This window comes from Halorubrum tebenquichense DSM 14210, assembly GCF_000337415.1.
GTDB lineage: Archaea > Halobacteriota > Halobacteria > Halobacteriales > Haloferacaceae > Halorubrum > Halorubrum tebenquichense.
In genome coordinates this window covers 21,036-37,464 of the sequence record NZ_AOJD01000076.1, presented here as the reverse complement: position 1 = coordinate 37,464, position 16,429 = coordinate 21,036, and the positions used below count along the sequence as shown (strand labels likewise).

Here is a 16,429-nt window from a genome sequence, read left to right as displayed (position 1 = left end):
CCAGCCTCGTCGCTGGCACCCTCCGCTTCGCTCCGGGGCCAGCGACTCCCTCGCGCGTGCTGACTCGCGGTCGCCGAGGGCGACCGCTCGCAGGCACGCGCCACCGCCCACGGTATGGATCTCGTCCCGATCCGTGGTCGAGACGCGGTTCAGCGGTCGGCCGTCGAACGGACAGCCTCTTATACACCGACCGACAGGAACGGACGGATATGCTGATAGCCGGAACAGTCGTCGCCGACTCGGAGACCGTCGTCCCCGACGGCGCTGTCGTCGTCGAGGGGGAAACGATCGCCGCGGTCGGCGACGAGACCGCCCTCCGCGAGCGCTACCCCGACCACGAGCGCCGCGAGTTCGACATCGTCGCGCCGGGGCTGGTCGGCGGCCACGTCCACTCCGTCCAGTCGCTGGGCCGCGGGATCGCCGACGACGCCGCGCTGCTGGACTGGCTGTTCGACGCCGTGTTGCCGATGGAGGCCGCGATGGACGCCGAGGCGACGCGGGCCGCCGCGGAGCTGGGCTACCTGGAGTGTCTCGAATCGGGGACGACGACCGTCGTCGACCACCTCTCGGTGAACCACGCCGCGGAGGCGTTCGAGGCCGCGATCGACACCGGGATCCGGGCGCGGCTCGGGAAGGTGCTGATGGACCGCGACTCGCCCGACGGCCTCTTGGAGGAGACCGACGCGGCGCTCGCCGAGAGCGAGGCCCTCATCCGGGAGTACCACGGCGCGGCGGACGGCCGCGTTCGGTACGCGGTCACGCCGCGGTTCGCCGTCACCTGTACGGAGGCGTGCCTGCGCGGCTGCCGCGAACTGGCCGACCGGTACGACGGCGTGACGATCCACACCCACGCCAGCGAGAACGAGGACGAGATCGAGACGGTGGAGGCCGACACGGGGAAGCGGAACGTGCTCTGGCTCGACGAGGTCGGGCTGACCGGTCCGGACGTGACGCTCGCGCACTGCGTCCACACGGACGAGCGCGAGCGCGAGGTGCTCGCCGAGACGGACACGGTCGTCACCCACTGCCCCTCCTCGAACATGAAGCTCGCCTCGGGGATCGCGCCGGTCCAGGACTACCTCGACCGGGAGATCACGGTCGCGCTCGGCAACGACGGCCCGCCGTGTAACAACACGCTCGACCCCTTCACCGAGATGCGGCAGGCGAGCCTCCTCGGGAAGGTCGACGCCCGCGACCCCACGCGGCTCCCGGCCGCGACCGTGCTGGAGATGGCGACGGCGGGCGGCGCTCGCGCGGCCGGCTTCGACCGCCTCGGGACTCTCCGGGAGGGCCAGCGCGCCGACCTGATCGGGATCACGACCGATCTGACCCGGGCGACGCCGCTCCACGACCCGCTCTCGCATCTGGTGTACGCCGCCCACGGCGACGACGTGGTCTTCACGATGGTCGACGGCGAGGTCCGCTACGCCGACGGCGAGCACGTCGGCGTCAACGCCGCCGCGGTCCGCGAGCGCGCCGCTCGGCAGGCGGAACGCGTCGTCGAGAGGGCCGGGATCGAGACGGACGCACCCGTCTGAGTCGACTCAGTCGGATCGGCAAAGACGGCGGGTGAAGGCGGGACGCGGCGCGTTCACAGCGTCGGTTCGATGGTCAGCGACGAATCGGAGTCGGGGGGCGACGCCCACGTCGCCGCGGCCGACGGGTCGTTGAACGCCTCGACCTCGACGTCCTCGACGTCTATCGTCCGCTTGAGGAACTGCCGCTTCGAGCGCTCGCCGACGACGGCGAAGCGGTCGACGCCGCGGGCGACCGCGATCTGCGCCGACTCGCGGAGCGCCCGCCGCCCGGCGTCCGAACACGCCCGGCTCGTCCGCACGACGATCACGACGGCCTCGACCGCGCTGGGAGTCGCTACGTCTCGCCACCGATCGAGCAGCGCCTCGCCGTCCGCGGGGCTCAGTCCAGTCCCGTGAGGGAACTCGACCACGAGGACGCCGTCCTCGACCCGCAGCAGCCAGCGCTCGCTCGGTTCCATGCCCTCCGATATCACACTCCTGATTATAAAACTGCGGCTTAGAATATCACTACTGATACCGAGGCGGACACGTCGGCTCCGCGAACTGCGCCGAAAACCCCCTTAATACGGGTTCTCCCGCGACCGTCCACGAGCCCGCCGGGTCACGTTTTCGCCCGAGAGATTCGGAACCGACGGTCGGCTCGCAGACGTGTCGCCTCCGCGGTACGTCGACCGGACCGACCCCGACGGGCGAACGGGGCTACCGTCGGTCGGCGTCCCCCCCGCTCTGGCCGTCGAGGGCGTCGACGACCGCGGTCGCGAGCGCCTCGAAGGACGCCTCGTCGGGGACCACGTCGACTTCGACGCCGTTCTCGGCGGCCGCCTCGGCGGTCGGGGGACCGATCGCGCCGACGACCGCGTCCGCCAGCCCGGCGCGCGCCTCGTCGCCGACGCCGCGGTCGGCGGCCGCCGCGAGGAAGTTCTCGACCGTCAGCGAGGAGGTGAACGCGACAGCGTCGAGGTCCCCAGCTGCCGCCGCCGTCGCCGAGTCGCCCGCGTCCCCCGGTCGAGAGAGCCGGTACAGCACGGTTTCGGTCACGTCAGCGCCGGCCTCGCGGAGCCCGTCGAGCAGCACGTCGCTCCCGTGGTCGGAGCGGGCGACGACGACGCGCCCGCCCGCGACGCGCGGTTCGAGCGCCGCGACGAGGCCGGCCGAGGTGTACTCCTCGGGGACCACGTCGACGGTCCAGCCCGCCTCGCGGGCGGCCGCCGCGGTCGCCGGCCCGATGGCCGCGAGGTCGGCGTCGCCCGGCTCCCAGCCCGCCTCGGCGGCCAGTTCGACGCCGGTCTTGCTCGTGAGGACGACGAGCGGCGCGCCCTCCGGGACGGCCCCCGTCGGCTCGACTTCGAGCATCGGGTCCGCGACCGGGTCCGCGCCGAGCGACCGGAGCAGTTCGACCGCCGTCTCGATCCGCTCGTCGTCCGGGCGGAAGACCGCCACACGCGGCCCCCGGTCCCCGTCGTCGCTCACGTCTCGTCACCTCCGCCGGTCGGCGCGTCGTCTCCGTCGCCCTCCGTCGAAGCGCTTTCCTCCGCCGGGGCGTCGTCCTCGCTCGCCGACCGGACCGGCGCGGAGCCGGCGTTTTCGAGGAAGGTCACGACGCGGTCGCGGGTCGCGGCCACGTCGCCGATCACGGTGATCGCGGGCGGCTCGATCCCCGCCTCGTCTCGGGCCTCGACGATGGTGTCGAGCGTGCCGGCCGCGACCCGCATGTCGGGCCAGGTGGCGCGCTCGACGAGGGCGACCGGCGTGTCGCCGTCGAGGCCGGCGTCGCGGAGTTCGGCGGTGTACGCCGGCAGCTTGCCGACGCCCATCAGCACGACGATGGTCCCGCCGGTCGCCGCGAGCGCGTCCCAGTCCACGGCGGACTCCTCTTTCGTCGGGTCCTCGTGGCCCGTGACGAACGAGACCGACGAGGCGTGGTCGCGGTGGGTCACCGGGATCCCGGCGACCGCCGGCCCGGCGATAGCGGAGGTGACGCCGGGGACGACCTCGAAGGGGATCCCGGCCTCGGCGAGGTGCTCCGCCTCCTCGCCGCCGCGGCCGAAGACGAACGGGTCGCCGCCCTTCAGCCGGACGACGCGGTTCCCCGCCTCGGCCAGTTCGACCATGCGCCGGTTCGTGTACTCCTGGGGCGTCCACTCGCCGCCGGCGCGTTTCCCCACGTCCTCGCGTTTCGCCTCGGGGATCTCGCCGAGGATCTCCGGGCCGGGGAGCTTGTCGTGGAGGACCACGTCGGCCGACTCGATCAGCCGCTTCGCCTTCACCGTCAGCAGGTCCGGGTCGCCCGGGCCGGACCCGACGAGGAAGACTGTGCCGACCGCGTCCTCGCGGCCGCGGGTCGGCGGCTCGTCGCCGCCGGCCCTCGGCCCGGTCCCGGTGCCGTCGTCGCCCTCACTCATCGCTCTCCGCCCCCGCCTCCTCGCGCGCCTCGGCGATCAGGTCGTCCGCGCCGCGGTCCGCGAGGTCGGCGGCGAACTCCGCGGCGGCCGCCGCGTGCGAGCGGATCGGGAGGTCGCGGGTGTCGACCACCTCCTCGGTCCCGTCCGTCGAGAGGATCCGCGCCCGGACGTGGACGTGCTCGCCCTTGACGAGCGCGGAGACGCCGATCGGCGCGACGCAGCCGCCGTTGAGTTCGCCGAGGATCGTCCGCTCGACGGTCACGGCCACGCGGGTCCGCGGGTGATCGACCGCCTCGCGGACCGCCTCGATCACGTCGGGGTCGCTCGCGGTGACCGCGATCGCGCCCTGTCCCGCCGCGGGGACGAACTCCTCGCGCGGGAGCCGCGTCGTCTCGACCTCGTAGAAGAGATTCGAGCGACGGAGGCCGGCCTCGGCGAGGACGAGCGCGTCGTACTCGGTCTCGACCTTCCGCTCCATCGCGGCGCGTTCGAGGTCCGACAGCGAGTCGAACCACTCCTCGACGCTCTCGTCGAACTCCTCGCCGTCCTCGTCTCCGTCGCCCTCGTCCGCGTCGCCCCCGGACTCCTCGCCCTCCGCCGTCTCCGCGGCGATCTCTCCGGCGGCGATCAGTCGCCGCTCGTGTTCCGCCTGGAGGCCCGGCGCGAGCAGTTTCTCCAGTCGGGTGTCGACGTTGCCGCGGATCGGTTCGACGGTGAGGTCCGGCCGGGCCGCCCGGATCTGCGCGCCGCGGCGGAGCGAACCGGTGCCGACGACGGCCCCCGAGGGGAGGTCCTCGATGCCGAGTCCGTCGGGGGTGACGACCACGTCGCCCGAGGGGGCGCGCTCGGGGACGGCCGCGACGACTAAGTCCTCCATCTCCTCGGTCGGAAGGTCCTTCAGCGAGTGGACGGCGAGGTCGGCGTCGCCGGCGAGCACCTCCTCGTCGAGGGCGCGCACGAACGCCCCCGTCTTCCCGAGGCGGTGGATCAGTTCGTCGGGGATCTGGTCGCCGCGCGTCTCCACCTGCCGGAGTTCGACGTCGCGGCGACGGCTCGACAGCGCCTCGCGGACGGTCTCGGCCTGTCGGAGGGCGAGATCCGACCCGCGGGTCGCGAGCCTGAGCGTTTCGGTCATACGCGAAGTGAGGTCCCCCGCGTTCAAAAGCGCACCAGTTCGGCCGCCTCAGTGTCGGCCTCACGGGAATTCCGTGGCAACTCCCGCCACGGTCACGACCCCTTTATCAGTCCGCCCCTAACGTCGGGACGAGATGGCACGCGCGAGCGTCGGGGCGCGGCTCCACTTCGGCTTCTGTAACCTCAGCCTCTCGCACGAGCGGCTGTACGGCGCGCTCGGCGTCGGACTCGCGGAGCCGCGGGTCGTCGTCGACGCGGAGCCCGGCTCGGGGGTCGACGTGACGGTCGAAGCGTCGACGGCCGAGGAGTCGCCCGAGTCCCCCCGCCCCGTGCGCGAGTCCGCCAGCGCCGTGCGCGAGGACGTCCGCGGGTACGCGACCGCGGCGACCGACCTGCTCGGCGTCGCCGGCGCGCGGGTCGCGGTCCGCGAGTCGCTCCCGCGACACGCCGGGCTCGGCAGCGGGACGCGGCTGGCTGCGGCGACGCTCGCGGCGGTCGCGACCGCCCACGGCGAGCCGGCCCGGGTGCGCGAGCGCGCTCCGGCGTTCGGCCGCGGCGGGCGCTCCGGCGTCGGCGTCGCGACGTTCGAGGAGGGCGGGTTCGTTCTCGACGCCGGCCACCCGACCGCGCGCTTCACCACCGACCGCCCGGCGGACGGCGAGTGGACCGTCCCGCCGGTGGCGGCCCGCCACGCCGTCCCCGACGACTGGCGGTTCCTCCTCGTCGAGCCGGACGCGGACGCCGGCCGGAGCGGGGCGGTCGAGGACGACGCGATGCGGACCGCGGTCGAGCGCGCGGAGCCGGCGATCGCCGACCGGATCGGCGGGATCGTCACCCGGCGCGTCCTCCCGTCGATCGCGACGGGGAACGCGGAGGCGTTCGGCGCGGCGGTCGCCGAGATCGGCCGGCTCAACGGCGCGTGGTACGCCGACGAGCAGGGCGGCGTCTACCGGCCGCCGGTGGGCGAGGTCGTCGCGTCGCTGTCGGAAGCCTCGGCGGTGTTCGGCGCGGGCCAGTCCTCGTGGGGACCGACGGTGTACGGCGTCACCGACGCGGCCCACGCCGACGCCGCGGCCGAAGCCGGCGAGCGCGCGCTCGGCGAGGCCGGCGTCGGGGGAGCGGTGTCGGTGGTCCGAGCGACGAACGAGGGCGCGCGGCTCGCCGAGGACGGCGCGAGGGCCGACGACGACGGCGCACGGATCGCCGACGGGAACGGGGCGGATCCGCGATCGACCGACTCGGAGAGGGGTAACACTAAGCCCCGCGGCGACGGGGCGTAAGCCATGGCACGTCTTCCGTTCGGGGTCGCGCGTCTCGACTCCATCCTCGGCGGCGGCGCACCCCCGGGGAGCGTCGTCCTGCTCGCGGGCGAAGCGGGGGCCGGCGCTCGGGAGTTCGCGTACACCAGCGCGGCGATGAACGCCTTAGCGCGCGCCGACGAGGAGCTGTTCGACCTGTACTACGGGGACATCGACGCGGACGCGTCCGTCCCCGAGTCCGTCCACTACATCTCCTTCACGGCCGACACCGGCGCGATCACCCGGGAGATGGGATACACGATGGCCGACGAGATCGTCGACGCGGCGGTCTCGGAGATCGAGTTCCGCGACCTCTCGCCCGAGTACTTCCAGCTGTCGCCGGTGCCGCGAGACTGGTATGAGACGGCGACGGCGTCGATCACCGAACTCGGCGACCGCGGCGAGTACGAGGACGTGCTCACCGCGTTCGGCGACTACCTCTCCGAACACGGGCAGGGGAGCCTCGTCTGTATCGACTCCGTCACGGACCTCGTCTCGATGGTCTCCGACGACACCGACTGGAGCGACGTGGCGATGGTGATGAAGGGACTGAAGAAGGCGGCCTACGAGTGGGACGCCCTGGTCCTCGTGTTGGTGAACACCGACGCGCTCCGCGACCGCGAGTTCGGCACGCTGATGGACGCCGCCGGCGGCACCCTCCAGTTCTCGTGGGAGAGCGGCGGCTCCCAGCGCGCCCGGACCATGTTCGTCCGCGAGTTCCGCGGCGTGCTCTCCCGGCTGGAGGCCGAGAACATCGTCCGCTTCGAGACCGAGATCCACGAGGGCGGGTTCGACATCAGCGACGTGCGCAAGATCCGGTAGCGAACGCCGCTCCGTCGGCCGATCCGAACCGTCCTCTCGCTCCCCACGCCGAGTATCGATCGGGAGAACGCCGCGGCAGGTTACTTAAGCCTCGCGGCGCAACGGCACGTAGATGACGGAGGACCCGCGATGAGCGACCCCGATACGGCGGCCGCCGCCCTTGACGCCGCTGCGGAGGACGCCGGCGTGAGCCGCGAGGAGCTCCTCAAGCGCGCGCTCGTCGCCCTCGCGGAGTCCGAGGGGATCGACGTCCCGGACGCCGAGGAGGTGGCGGCGCTGGAGGCGCGCCTCGACGACCTCGACGCGGACCTCGACGAGAAGGTCGCCGACCTCCGCGAGCGGTTCGTCGACCTCTACCGGGAGGTGGAGTCGCTCGAAGCCGGGGAGGGCGACGCAGACGGGGACGCGGCGGACGCGGACCGACTCGACGAACTCGCCGACGAACTGGAGGCGACCGCCGCCCGGCTGGATCGCTTCGACGCGGCGATCGCCGACTCCGCCTCCTCGGAGCGGGTCGACGACCTCGCCGACCGGCTCGACGCCCTCGACCAGCGGCTCGACGAACTGGACGCCCTCCGCGAGCGGATCGACGCCCTCGACGACCGCGTCGACGAACGGATCACCGGGGTCGACGCTCGCACCGACGACCTCGACGAGCGCGTGGCGAGCATCGAGTCCGAGGTGGCCGGCATCTCCGCCGACGACCTGTCCGATATCGACGACAAGCTCTCCCGGGTCGCGAACGCGGTCGTCAAGGTCAAACGCCGGCTCGACGCCGCCGAGCGCGACCGCGCCGACCGCGAGCGGCTGGACGCGCTGACGCGGACGGCGAACCGGCACGGCGTGCGGACCGCCGACTGCGACCGCTGTGGCGGGGGCGTGGAACTCGGTCTGCTGTCGACGCCGGAGTGCCCCCACTGCGGGCGTCGGTTCGAGGACCTGGAGCCGAACACCGGCTTCCTCGGCACGTCGCGGCTCCTCGTCGGTGACCGGCCCGCCATCGACGGCGACGTCGCGGACGGCGACCGCGACGGGGCGAGTCGATCGGCCGACGGGACGAACGCCGCCGCGAGCGACGGCGGACCCGACGGGGACCGCCGATGAGCGGCGACCGCTCGGACGACGACTCCGAGGGCGACGGCGGGGACCGCTCCGACCGCGACCCCTTCGCGGACGGTTCCCTCGACGACGAGCACCTCGACGACCCCGACGACCCCTTCGCGGCGCTCGGCGACGAGGGCGTCGACGACGGGGGATCCGACGCGTCCTCGCGCGCGAATGTAGACTCGGACGCGGACCCGGAACCGGGTGCGCCGGCGGACGACCCGTTCGCCGAACTGGACGCGGACTCCGGGGACGCGGCCGGCGAGGGGGATCCCTTCGAGTCGATGGACGTCGGCGACGTCGGCGAGGAGGACGTGTGGGACGCGCTCGACGAGGAGACCTCGGTCGGGGGCGGCGCAGCCGAGTTCGACGCCGGGGTCGCGGGCGGCGGCGAGGCCGGAGACGCGGCGACGCAGTCCGGCGGTCCGGGACCGAGGGGCGCGGCGGCCGGCGACGAGCGCGTGATCGACAAGCGGAGCTACTGCCAGCAGTGTCCGCACTTCTCCGAACCGCCGGAGACGGCGTGTACCCACGAGGGGACCGAGATCGTCGAGTCGGTCGACTTCTCCCGGTTCCGGGTCCGGAACTGTCCGATGATCGACGCGGACGACCCCGCCTTCGACGGGGAGTAGTCCGCGCGCCGGAGTAATCTAAATCGGTTTCTTCGAGACCGCCGAGTGACCCCGCCCGATTTCTGAACACGTTCAAGCACGTCCGCCCGATAGAGCGGATATCACGTGACAGCATCCGCTTCGAAGGCGCGTCGGTCCGTCGCGTTCGGATCCGGGGCCGTCACCGGCGCGATAGGGGATTCGATTACCGTCATCCCGCTCGTCGTCGCGCTGGCGCTCCTGACGGACGTGTCGCTGCCGCACGCGCTGGTCGCGTTCGGCGTCTTCCAGGTCGTCTGGGGGGTCCGGTACGGCCTGCCGGTGTCGGTCGAGCCGATGAAGGCGCTGGCCGCGCTCGCCATCGCCGGCGCGCTGACCTACGCCGAACTCGCGCTCGCGGGGCTGGTCCTCGGGGTCCTGCTGCTCGCGATCGGGCTCACGGGGACGCTCGCGTACGTCGAGCGGTGGATCGGCGAGCCGGTGATCCGCGGGGTCCAGTTCGCGGTCGGGCTCGTCCTCCTGGAGACGGGGATCGGACTCGCGGTCGAGGACCCGGCGGTGGCGCTCGTCGGCGTCGCGGTCGCCGCCGCGCTCGCGCTCGCGGGCCGCGGGAAGGCGAGCGCGCTGGCCGTCGCGCTCGTCGGCGTCGCGACCGCGCTCGTCGTCGCCGGCGTGCCGACCCCCCGCCTGCCCGGCGCGCCCCCGACGCCCGCGTTCGGCGAGGCGCTCACGCGCGCCACCCTCGACGGCGCGGTCGCGCAGCTGGCGATGACCATCGGGAACGCCGCGCTCGCGACCTCGCTCCTCTTCGCCGACCTGCTGGACGCCGAGGTGACGCCGGACGAGCTGTCGACGAGCATGGGGATCACGAACCTGATCGCCGTGCCGCTGGGCGGGATCCCGATGTGTCACGGCTGCGACGGCGTGGCCGGCAAGTACGCGTTCGGCGCGCGCACCGGCGGCGCGAACGTCGTGCTGGGTGTCGGCTACCTCGTCGCCGCCCTGTTCGCCACGCCCGCGCTGGTCGCCGCCTTCCCGCTGGCGATGCTCGGCGCGCTGCTCGCCATCGTCGCCGTCTCGCTGGCCCGGAACGTCACCGACTCCGGGAACCGCGCCCTCTCGGTCGGGATCGGGCTGCTCGCGATAGCGACGAACCTCGGCGTCGCGTTCGTCGCCGGCATCGTCGTCCACTTCGCGTGGGAACGCATGGCATAACCGAGTCCCTGCGGTGGCGCGCGCCTCCGAGCGGCCGCCCTCGGCGGCCGCGAGGAGCGCCGCGCGAGGGAGTCGGCGGTCCGAAGCGAAGCGGAGGACCGCCGAGGAGGCTGGGGAGGTGTGAGGTGCGGGGCGGGGTGGGAATCGAAGGNGAGCGAACGGAGTGAGCGACTGAGGACCACAGCGAGCGCATCGAGTCCTCGCGGCTGGGGCTTCGGCGGTCGTGTTCAAGTCGATGCCTGCGTATCGCCGAGCGACTGGGGCTTCGACGGTCGGCACAGTTACTCCGATGTCCCGCCGTCAGAAGTCTCCGCCAGCCATCGGACCTAAACCGCTCGCCCCCGTGTCTCCTCAGTATATGCAGTTCTGTGACGACTGCGGCTCGATGATGGTCTCTCGCGACGGGGAGATGGTGTGTCAGAACGACGACTGCGGCGGCACCGCCGAGCGCGACGAAGGGCTCGCCGCCGAGTTCGAGTCGACCACCGAACAGACCGGCGAGGAGGTCATCGAGACGGAGGAGGGCGCGAACTTCGAGGGGAAACCCACCGCGAACGACGTCGTCTGCGACGAGTGCGGCCACGGCGAGGCGTGGTACACGATCAAACAGACCGGCGCGGCCGACGAGCCGCCGACGCGCTTCTTTAAATGCAAGGAGTGCGGCCACCGCTGGCGGGGATACAACTGACCGCGATGGCGGCATCCGAGCGACCGGCTCGCCGGTGGCCGCGCACGCTGCGCGCCCTCGCCGTCCTCGCGGCGACGCTCCCCGCCGCCTTCCTCGTCGGTCGCGCGCTCGGGTTCTGGCGGGCGCGGCTCGCGCTCGGCAGGCTGCTCGCGCTGCTGCCCGACGAGGGCGCTCCCGACCACGTTCAGGTGCTCCCGCCGCCGGACGACGAGTTCGCGGGGACGCTGCCGACGACGCCGGCCGAGACTCGCGAGCGACTCCCCGAGCAGGGATTCTCCGAGCTCGTCCGGGCGTACTTCCACGCGTACGACCGCGACGGCGAAACTGTCCACGAGGTCGGCAGCTTCGTCCACCGGCCCGAGGGACTCACCGGCGACTGGCAGGTCCACGTTCGCCTCTTTCCCGCCCCCGACGGCTCGACGGAGGTGTGGGCCCACTGGGAGCGGAACCCGTACGTGGCACCGCTCGCGCACCTCCGGATGGAGGGGTACGACCCCGCCCGCGGCGAGCGGATGGCCGCCGAACTGATCGACGACCTGCGGTGAACGCTCTCAGGCGTCCCGCAGCCGCGGCGCGAGGAACGCCGCGACGGCCTCCCCAACGCGCCCCGCCCGCCCGACGAAGAAGTGGTCCGACTCGAACCCCTCCGTCTCGATCCCCAGTTCCCCCGCGCGCTCGACGACGGGCTCCCAGTCGGCGGTCGAGTCGCGCGTCGCGTAGAGGACCCGGACCGGCACGCCAAGCTCGGCGAGATCGTCGAGCGCGGCGACCGCGTCGACGTCGGGATTCAGCCGTGCTGTCGGCGCGAGCGCGCAGACGCCAGCGAGGCCGGGGCGAGACGCGGCCGTGACGAGCGCGACTGTCCCGCCGAACGAGAAGCCGAACAGCCCGACGCGGTCGTAGCGCTCGGCCGCCCAGCCGACCGCCGCGTCCGCGTCGGTGCTCTCGCCGTACCCCTCGTCCCAGTCGCCGTAGTCGAACCGGAGGCAGTCGACCCCGCGGTCGGTCAGGGCGTCGCTCGCGGCCACCAGCCGCTCGTCGCCGCGGTGGCCGCGCTGCTGGGGATGGGGCGGGCAGGCGACGACGACCGCGTCGGCGCGGGAGCCGTCGCTCGCGGCGGTGTCGAGGGTGGCGCGCACGTCGCGGCCGCCGGGGATCAGGACGGTGTCGCTCACGGATGCGGTGGCGTCGGATCTCGTTCGGGGTCGCTCAGGGCACCTGCGTCACGCGGTCGACGTCGTCGAGAGCCGCGAGGTCGGCCGCGAGCGCCTCCTGATCGACGGTCGCCTCGTAGTAGAACACGATGTCGAACGCGCCGTCGCGCAACAGCTGTTGACACTCCCAGACGAACGCCTCGTCGTCGAGAGTGAGCCCCTGGAACTGGTTCGACGAGAAGTCCGTGTCGTCGTTGCCCGCCTCGATGTACGTCTCGCCTTTCCCCGCGTGGTCGGCGATGACCTCGTTGGCGGCGACCGTCAGCTCGTGCATCTCCAGGTCCTGCTGGCCGTCGAGGGTCGTGTGGACGATACAGCCCAGCAGCTCGATGTCGCCCGGTTCCAGGAGGGCCTTCGTACGGGTGTACAGGTCCGAATCGACGGTCTCGCTCATGGCTCTCCCTTCCGGCTCCCGTAATAAACGGGTGACGGTTCTCCCGGCGGACCGAGCCCCGGATCCGACCCTCTCAGCGACGCAGCGAGACGACGACTCCCCCGTCCGCCGTCTCGGTCTCGACCAGTCCGTCCTCCGCGAGGTCGTCGACGAGCCCGCTCAGCCACTCTCGCCCGTGTTCCCCGTCTGGGGCGTAGTCGACCCGGATCCGGTGGCCGAGCGCATCCAGTTCCATCTCGTCGCGCTCGCCGAGCAGCCGCACGATCCGCCCGCGGAACTGCCGGCGGCTCCCCTCGAAGCTCGGCTGCTCGGGCACGTCCGGCGCGGTGAAGTCGCCGGTCTGGTAGGCGTGACACCGCTCGCGCCACGGGCAGCCCGCCTCGTCGCAGCGGGGCGACTTCCCGCAGGCGACGCCCCCGAGTTCCATGATCGCGTTGTTCCAGACGCGGGACTCGCCCGCCGGCATGAGTTCCGAGGCGACCCGCTCGAACGCGTCGTCGTCGTCCGGCACGTCGAACGCGCGGTAAGAACGGTTCCCAGTCAGAGTGAACGTGAACTGTCTATTCGGCCGTTTTGATATCTCAAACCCGATCTTCGGCAGCCGGGAAAGGTTCTTACGCGAGAACCGCCTCAGTTAGAGTAGGCCCATCTGGAGGCTCCAACGATGACCTTCCAAGAACAACTCCGCTCATTAGAAGAGCGGTATGACGTAAGCGAGAGCGAACATGCCCGGGAGCTTGGGCGCACCGTCGCGGATCTTCAGGACTAACGCGTTATTCTGTCTCTTCGAGGAACGAGACGAACTCCGCTTTTCCGATACCTTCGGTACTGATGAGTTCGTCGTGTCCAGCACGTGTGATGGATTCGACGAGGAAGTTCGTACAGAGTTCGGTATGCACGTCTCCATAGTGCGCGTACGCTTCTGAACGAGTGAAATTGAGGTCGTACTCCGCAAGAACGATTTCGATGCCATTCTTCCGTACGACCGTATCACACCCCCACTCAGAAAGTAACGAGAACGCCGTCGTGTTCCTTCGAACCGTGAGAAGTCGCTTCGATTCGGTAATGTACTCGTTGACCCACGTCTTCCAGTCGTATGCTTCGGTAGCAAAGTCAGGAAATGAAAACCCAGTTTCGATGCTCTCCAGATACCACTGAGCCATACTGATCGAAGTTCGGTGATTCGCGTTGGGTAGCGCGTGTTTCAGAATCAGCGTGGACATAAGTTTCCCTGCGACATCGACAGCAGTACCGTTCCAATCAACGCGTGCGATGGCGTCGGGAATCCGCTCTAATTCGATCTGCTTGTAAATTTCGAGCTTCGCTTCCTCTTCCAGCTCTTTTTCCTCGACGATCTCCTCGAATATCTGAAGCAACCGCACCGTGATCGTCCGGTCCTGCGGTGACATCTCATCGAGGACATCTTCGAACTCGTCGTCAAGGTCCTCGACCGTACCGCTTGCCCCGCGATTCGTATACAGTACAAAGAACTCTTCATCGAAATCGTAGCGCTCAATGATCGCATCTTGCCCGGACGTCGTTATCTCATCCCTGTCTTGAGTGACATACGCGAGAGAATATTGAGTATTCTCGGGATGATGGTAGTAGACGCGGGCAGTCATCCCGTCAGCGTAGGAGACTGACCGAATTAAAACACACTACATCCACGTAGTTCCGGCCTTGACAGCAGGCGACACCTTGTAGATCGGATCTAAATATCTGTAGCATCCCGTCTTCCTGCGGCGTTCCACAACGAATTCATTATCGACGAAATTACCGGTTCTGGGTCATCATCAAATGATTCGATAACCTCCGATGGTATCTGTAATATTTCAACGTCGAAACTAATCGGGTCCATAGGTACTCCCTGATCCTCACTGATAAAGGTATATTCCTCAGCATTTAGGACCGTCAATAGAAGATAGAGTGGAGGTTGCATCCCTTGTTCATTGATGAATTCAATGTAGTTCGGAAGTGCTCGTTCGAATGAATTCTCTACGAACTCAGCGAGTAGATACTGTATTTCACCATCAGCGTGTACAGGAAATGAAGGAAGCCCCTCGCTCTCTGTATTGTATGAATCGAAAGGAACGCTCGTATAGGCTTCAATAGCACCATTTTTGAACGTGCGCACGTAGAAGGAATGCTGATTTTGGCGTTCTCCGGTATACTGGGTCACACTATCGACCATGAATCTGTCTCCCCATCCACCGCCAATGCCCCGTGGAGCGAACATCACCGGAGATGACTTACTCAGGCAACTTCCGGCTGAAAGGTCAATATTGTCGCCAGGGGAGAACGCATCGTATGGAACGGGATGAAGGAAGAGTTTCGGCCCGTCAGTTACGGGTACTGGTGAGTCTCCTGAAATCATCTCCGATATACGGTCTGCTCGGAATTCTTCCAAGTCCTGCTTTCGACTTTCTCCTGCAACCATCTGGTCTCGAATTTCTCCGACTGTCATAGGGAATTTCCCGCTTGCGTGGCGGCCATAGAACCTATCGTTTGTACGAACTCTATGTGGAGCCTGCCAGCTTCGGTTTACTCGAACAATTATAGCGTGGTTCCCATTAGAAAGTGAGATGGCTCTAATATCGTGTATATTCGTGGGAAGCTTTGGCTCGGTTTGTCTCCGGAGTATATTTCCCCAGGTTTCCACCGTTTTGTCAGCAGACTTGTTTAGAGGGTGTCCTCCGAGTTTCTGTGGAACACCGTTATTCTCGCCAATACCCACTATCAAGTCACCTCCTCTGGAATTTGCGAAGGACGTGACCTCAGCGAGGAGACTTGTTTTATGTTTGTCTTTGTTCGCTGGGTCGAGATATTGCTTGTATTCCAGCTCTTTCGATTCTTCTACAGAATCATCGACAAGTTCCTGGATATCATCTTCAGTTATCTCATCAAGGGGTTTCTCTAACATACTGCCCAGTCAGTCGGCCAAGGTAATTTAACCAACGCAGCAGGACCTATCACTCACTAAGCTTCGCTACCGTCCTGTCATCTGATTCTTCGACGTCGAGGAGGCCATCATCGGCCAGATCAGTCAGAAGTCCTTCTAACCACTCTCGACCGTGTTCCCCATCCGGTGAATAGTCTACACGAATCTTCGGTCCAAGCTCATCGAGTGTGAGTTCATCGTGGTTCGAAAGAGCACGAACGATTCGACCACGGAACTGACGACGGCTTCCCTCAAAGCTCGGTTGTGTAGGCACGTCGGGTGCAGTGAAGTCGCCGGTCTGGTACGCGTGACACCACTCACGCCACGGACAACCTTCCTCATCGCACCGAGGCTTCTTTTGACACGCGACGCCACCGAGCTCCATAATCGCGTTATTCCAGATCCTGGACTCTCCAGGCGGCATGAGGGCGTTCGCTACGGTTTCGTAGTCCGGATCGTCCGCATTATGGATTTCCGTAAATGCGCGGTACAGCACCCGCTTCACGTTCGTGTCGACGACGGCGTCGCCGTTGTCGAACGCGAACGACGCCACCGCGTTGGCGGTGTACGGCCCGACGCCCATCAGTTCCCGTAGCTCGCCGGGCGTCTCCGGGAACGCCCCGCCGTAGTCGTCCTCCACCTGTCCGGCCGCCTCGTGGAGGTACTTCGCGCGGTTGTTGTACCCCAGCGAGTGATCCGACCAGAAGGCGACCACGTCGGCGCGGTCGGCCGCCGCGAGGTCGGCGGTCGTCGGCCACTCGTCGAGGAAGTCCTCCCACGCCGGCACGACCCGGTCGAGCTGCGTCTGCTGGCTCATCACCTCGCTGACGAGGATCTCGTAGGGGTCCTCCGTGCGCCGCCACGGGAAGTCCCGATGGTCCGCCTCGTACCAGTCGACGAGCGCGTCGCGGACCGCGCCGAGGTCGTCAGGGAGGTCCGGCGCGTCGCCCTCGCCGCCGTCTACCCCGCCGCCGTCCGCCTCGGAGTCGCCGCCCGAGACGGCCTCGGGGTCGTCGCTCGCGTCCGCGGCCGCGCCGTCCGAATCGGTCATGTCCCCGGTCCGGCCGGCGG

At 68.9% G+C, this 16,429-nt stretch carries 17 protein-coding genes and 1 pseudogene; 8 read left to right on the top strand and 10 right to left on the bottom strand.

The window, feature by feature from the left end:
- The first annotated feature begins 209 nt into the window (after positions 1 to 209).
- Entirely contained in the window at positions 210 to 1,538 is a 1,329-nt protein-coding gene (locus C472_RS14020) for a 5'-deoxyadenosine deaminase (protein WP_006630508.1), read from the top strand.
- Between the two features lie 53 nt (positions 1,539 to 1,591).
- Here C472_RS14020 and C472_RS14015 read toward each other — a convergent pair whose 3' ends face one another.
- The 4 genes from C472_RS14015 to hemC form a co-directional block, all read right to left on the bottom strand.
- Positions 1,592 to 1,996, bottom strand: a complete 405-nt coding sequence (locus C472_RS14015; protein ID WP_006630507.1) for a hypothetical protein — start codon at positions 1,994 to 1,996, stop codon at positions 1,592 to 1,594.
- Positions 1,997 to 2,237: 241 nt separating this feature from the next.
- On the bottom strand, positions 2,238 to 3,008 hold the full coding sequence (locus C472_RS14010; protein WP_006630506.1) for a uroporphyrinogen-III synthase: 771 nt from the start codon (positions 3,006 to 3,008) through the stop codon (positions 2,238 to 2,240).
- On the bottom strand, positions 3,005 to 3,940 hold the full coding sequence (gene cobA / locus C472_RS14005; protein WP_006630505.1) for a uroporphyrinogen-III C-methyltransferase: 936 nt from the start codon (positions 3,938 to 3,940) through the stop codon (positions 3,005 to 3,007). Before cobA ends, C472_RS14010 begins: the two co-directional genes overlap by 4 nt.
- Entirely contained in the window at positions 3,933 to 5,075 is a 1,143-nt protein-coding gene (gene hemC / locus C472_RS14000; RefSeq protein ID WP_006630504.1) for a hydroxymethylbilane synthase, read from the bottom strand. The genes cobA and hemC overlap by 8 nt, the downstream gene beginning before the upstream one ends.
- A 133-nt stretch (positions 5,076 to 5,208) precedes the next feature.
- On the opposite strand from hemC, the gene C472_RS13995 reads away from it, so the two are divergent.
- The 7 genes from C472_RS13995 (at position 5,209) to C472_RS13965 (ending at position 11,357) form a co-directional block, all read left to right on the top strand.
- Positions 5,209 to 6,354, top strand: coding sequence for a beta-ribofuranosylaminobenzene 5'-phosphate synthase family protein (locus tag C472_RS13995; protein ID WP_006630503.1), 1,146 nt, complete (start codon positions 5,209 to 5,211; stop codon positions 6,352 to 6,354).
- Positions 6,355 to 6,357: 3 nt separating this feature from the next.
- Entirely contained in the window at positions 6,358 to 7,194 is an 837-nt protein-coding gene (locus C472_RS13990) for an RAD55 family ATPase (RefSeq protein WP_006630502.1), read from the top strand.
- A 129-nt stretch (positions 7,195 to 7,323) separates the two neighbouring features.
- Positions 7,324 to 8,298: a hypothetical protein gene (locus tag C472_RS13985; RefSeq protein WP_006630501.1), complete on the top strand. Its 975-nt coding sequence runs from the start codon at positions 7,324 to 7,326 to the stop codon at positions 8,296 to 8,298.
- Positions 8,295 to 8,930: a hypothetical protein gene (locus C472_RS13980; protein WP_006630500.1), complete on the top strand. Its 636-nt coding sequence runs from the start codon at positions 8,295 to 8,297 to the stop codon at positions 8,928 to 8,930. Before C472_RS13985 ends, C472_RS13980 begins: the two co-directional genes overlap by 4 nt.
- A 105-nt stretch (positions 8,931 to 9,035) precedes the next feature.
- Positions 9,036 to 10,124 carry a putative sulfate/molybdate transporter gene (locus tag C472_RS13975; RefSeq protein ID WP_006630499.1) on the top strand — a complete coding sequence of 363 codons (1,089 nt, stop codon included), beginning with the start codon at positions 9,036 to 9,038 and terminating at the stop codon, positions 10,122 to 10,124.
- Between the two features lie 358 nt (positions 10,125 to 10,482).
- Positions 10,483 to 10,812, top strand: coding sequence for a transcription factor S (locus C472_RS13970; RefSeq protein WP_006630498.1), 330 nt, complete (start codon positions 10,483 to 10,485; stop codon positions 10,810 to 10,812).
- Positions 10,813 to 10,817: 5 nt separating this feature from the next.
- On the top strand, positions 10,818 to 11,357 hold the full coding sequence (locus tag C472_RS13965; protein WP_006630497.1) for a hypothetical protein: 540 nt from the start codon (positions 10,818 to 10,820) through the stop codon (positions 11,355 to 11,357).
- Positions 11,358 to 11,363: 6 nt separating this feature from the next.
- On the opposite strand, the gene C472_RS13960 is transcribed toward C472_RS13965, so the two are convergent.
- The 6 genes and pseudogenes from C472_RS13960 to C472_RS13935 form a co-directional block, all read right to left on the bottom strand.
- The gene (locus C472_RS13960; protein WP_006630496.1) at positions 11,364 to 11,987 is read right to left on the bottom strand and encodes an alpha/beta hydrolase; all 624 of its coding nucleotides are present in this window, start codon (positions 11,985 to 11,987) and stop codon (positions 11,364 to 11,366) included.
- Positions 11,988 to 12,021: 34 nt separating this feature from the next.
- The gene (locus tag C472_RS13955; RefSeq protein ID WP_006630495.1) at positions 12,022 to 12,420 is read right to left on the bottom strand and encodes a DUF5778 family protein; all 399 of its coding nucleotides are present in this window, start codon (positions 12,418 to 12,420) and stop codon (positions 12,022 to 12,024) included.
- A gap of 73 nt (positions 12,421 to 12,493) precedes the next feature.
- A pseudogene (locus tag C472_RS13950) lies at positions 12,494 to 12,946 on the bottom strand (A/G-specific adenine glycosylase); the annotation flags it as partial.
- 247 nt (positions 12,947 to 13,193) lie between these two features.
- Positions 13,194 to 14,042, bottom strand: a complete 849-nt coding sequence (locus tag C472_RS13945; RefSeq protein WP_006630493.1) for a hypothetical protein — start codon at positions 14,040 to 14,042, stop codon at positions 13,194 to 13,196.
- A gap of 89 nt (positions 14,043 to 14,131) precedes the next feature.
- Entirely contained in the window at positions 14,132 to 15,340 is a 1,209-nt protein-coding gene (locus C472_RS16425; protein WP_006630492.1) for an AlbA family DNA-binding domain-containing protein, read from the bottom strand.
- Between the two features lie 49 nt (positions 15,341 to 15,389).
- A complete protein-coding gene (locus C472_RS13935; RefSeq protein WP_006630491.1) occupies positions 15,390 to 16,409 on the bottom strand; it encodes an A/G-specific adenine glycosylase in 1,020 nt (339 codons plus the stop codon).
- Between the last annotated feature and the right edge of the window lie 20 nt (positions 16,410 to 16,429).

What these genes read in the sequence shown, in the direction of transcription:
- C472_RS14020 (WP_006630508.1), top strand. Translation starts at nt 210, where the DNA reads ATGCTGATAGCCGGAACAGTCGTCGCCGACTCGGAGACCGTCGTCCCC.
- C472_RS14015 (WP_006630507.1), bottom strand. Translation starts at nt 1,996, where the DNA reads ATGGAACCGAGCGAGCGCTGGCTGCTGCGGGTCGAGGACGGCGTCCTC.
- cobA (WP_006630505.1), bottom strand. Translation starts at nt 3,940, where the DNA reads ATGAGTGAGGGCGACGACGGCACCGGGACCGGGCCGAGGGCCGGCGGC.
- hemC (WP_006630504.1), bottom strand. Translation starts at nt 5,075, where the DNA reads ATGACCGAAACGCTCAGGCTCGCGACCCGCGGGTCGGATCTCGCCCTC.
- C472_RS13995 (WP_006630503.1), top strand. Translation starts at nt 5,209, where the DNA reads ATGGCACGCGCGAGCGTCGGGGCGCGGCTCCACTTCGGCTTCTGTAAC.
- C472_RS13990 (WP_006630502.1), top strand. Translation starts at nt 6,358, where the DNA reads ATGGCACGTCTTCCGTTCGGGGTCGCGCGTCTCGACTCCATCCTCGGC.
- C472_RS13985 (WP_006630501.1), top strand. Translation starts at nt 7,324, where the DNA reads ATGAGCGACCCCGATACGGCGGCCGCCGCCCTTGACGCCGCTGCGGAG.
- C472_RS13980 (WP_006630500.1), top strand. Translation starts at nt 8,295, where the DNA reads ATGAGCGGCGACCGCTCGGACGACGACTCCGAGGGCGACGGCGGGGAC.
- C472_RS13970 (WP_006630498.1), top strand. Translation starts at nt 10,483, where the DNA reads ATGCAGTTCTGTGACGACTGCGGCTCGATGATGGTCTCTCGCGACGGG.
- C472_RS13965 (WP_006630497.1), top strand. Translation starts at nt 10,818, where the DNA reads ATGGCGGCATCCGAGCGACCGGCTCGCCGGTGGCCGCGCACGCTGCGC.
- C472_RS13955 (WP_006630495.1), bottom strand. Translation starts at nt 12,420, where the DNA reads ATGAGCGAGACCGTCGATTCGGACCTGTACACCCGTACGAAGGCCCTC.
- C472_RS13945 (WP_006630493.1), bottom strand. Translation starts at nt 14,042, where the DNA reads ATGACTGCCCGCGTCTACTACCATCATCCCGAGAATACTCAATATTCT.
- C472_RS16425 (WP_006630492.1), bottom strand. Translation starts at nt 15,340, where the DNA reads ATGTTAGAGAAACCCCTTGATGAGATAACTGAAGATGATATCCAGGAA.
- C472_RS13935 (WP_006630491.1), bottom strand. Translation starts at nt 16,409, where the DNA reads ATGACCGATTCGGACGGCGCGGCCGCGGACGCGAGCGACGACCCCGAG.